The sequence below is a fragment of the Vulcanococcus limneticus LL genome, assembly GCF_002252705.1.
Lineage (GTDB): Bacteria > Cyanobacteriota > Cyanobacteriia > PCC-6307 > Cyanobiaceae > Vulcanococcus > Vulcanococcus limneticus.
Window position 1 is genome coordinate 1 of the sequence record NZ_NQLA01000130.1, and the last position, 1436, is coordinate 1436.

Below are 1436 nucleotides of genomic sequence, written 5' to 3' on the forward strand. Positions count from 1 at the left end.
CGGTGACTTTCAGGAAAGTTGCCACTCTTGGGCTGCTCTTCAAGCAGCCTGAGCCAATGGTACCGCCAGTGCCGACTGCGGCTCTTCTGGTGGCCTGTTGATCCACACCACCTCTGGCTGGCGCCAGCAGCGGGTGGATCGACTCCATCGACGCGGATGGTTCTGTCGGGCCTTCTCGTAGACATGGGCGCGCCGGTGGCAGAGTTCGGCGGCGTGGCCGCTGTGGCGCTGGTGCGGCGTCACGAACTTGATGCCGCTGTGACGGTGCTGGTGGTTGTACCAATCCACGAATGACACCACCCACTCACAGGCCTCTGCCTTGCCGGTGAACGGCCTGCTTGGGTAGTCAGGACGGTATTTGACCGTGCGGAACAGGGATTCCGAGTAGGGATTGTCGTTCGAAACCCGTGGCCGGGAGAACGAACGCAGCACCCCCAGCTCTTCCAGCCGGGCCTCGAGCGTGGCGGCGCGCATGGCATTGCCGTTGTCGGCGTGCAGAACCAGCGGTTGGCGGCAGCCCTTGCTCACCCGCTCCCGCAGGCAGGCCCGGCCCACCATGTCGGCGGCGATCTGCGCGTCTTCCCGCTCGGCGACATCCCAGGCCACCACCTTGCGGCTCCAGACGTCGATCACCAGGTAGAGATACAGCCACACACCCCGCACCGTGGTGGGCAGATAGGTGATGTCCCACGACCACACAGCATTGGGGCGATCCGCTCGCAGCCGCGGCACGGGCCGTGGCTCCTTTGGCGCTCGTGCACGGCCCCGGCGATGGGCCTGACCATGCGCGTGCAGCACCCGGTAGAAGCTGGATTCAGAGCCGATGAACAGGCCCTGATCCGCCAGTGCGGGCACGATCTGTCCTGGTGGCAGCGAGGCGTACTCCGGCTGGTTGCAGGTGAAAAGGATCCGCTGGCGTTCCTCCTCGCTCAGCCGGTGGGCGACATGGCGGGGGCTGCCTCTACGGCGGTCCTCACCGTCCCCATCACCCAGAAAGGCACGCCGCCAGCGCTTGAGGGTGCGCAGGGAAATGCCGATCTCCCCGCAGGCAGCGCTGAGGGTGGCGCCGCTGGCCTTGGCCTCAGCAATCAGCTCGATCGCCTTCTGCCGGTGCGTAGCGCTGGTCAGCCTTCCGCGTCCTCCGAGCAGTAGGCCTCCCACTTTTTTCGCAGCACCAGCAGTGCTGCCGCCTCCGCCAGGGCCTTCTCCTTGCGCAGCAGCTCCTTCTTGAGGGCCTTGATCTCTCGCTGGTCCTGGGCGCGGAGCCTTTCGAGCTCCTTCTGCTCGGCCATCGTCAGCACCGGCGCGGCGTTGGCATCGGTGGCGGCCTGACGCCAGCGGCTCACCTGCTCAGGGAACAGACCCCGCTCCCGGCAGTAGGCACCGAGCTCGGTGTCGTTGAGGCCAGCGGTCTCGAGCACCACCGTGAACTTGTC

Annotated in this window: 1 protein-coding gene and 1 pseudogene; both read right to left on the reverse strand. The window is 66.4% G+C overall.

Going from position 1 to position 1436, the window contains the following annotated elements:
* Window positions 1-39: 39 nt before the first annotated feature.
* A complete protein-coding gene (locus tag CJZ98_RS17680; RefSeq protein WP_157911097.1) occupies window positions 40-1161 on the reverse strand; it encodes an IS3 family transposase in 1122 nt (373 codons plus the stop codon).
* A pseudogene (locus CJZ98_RS19255) lies at window positions 1125-1436 on the reverse strand (IS3 family transposase); the annotation flags it as partial. The pseudogene CJZ98_RS19255 and the gene CJZ98_RS17680, both read right to left, overlap by 37 nt.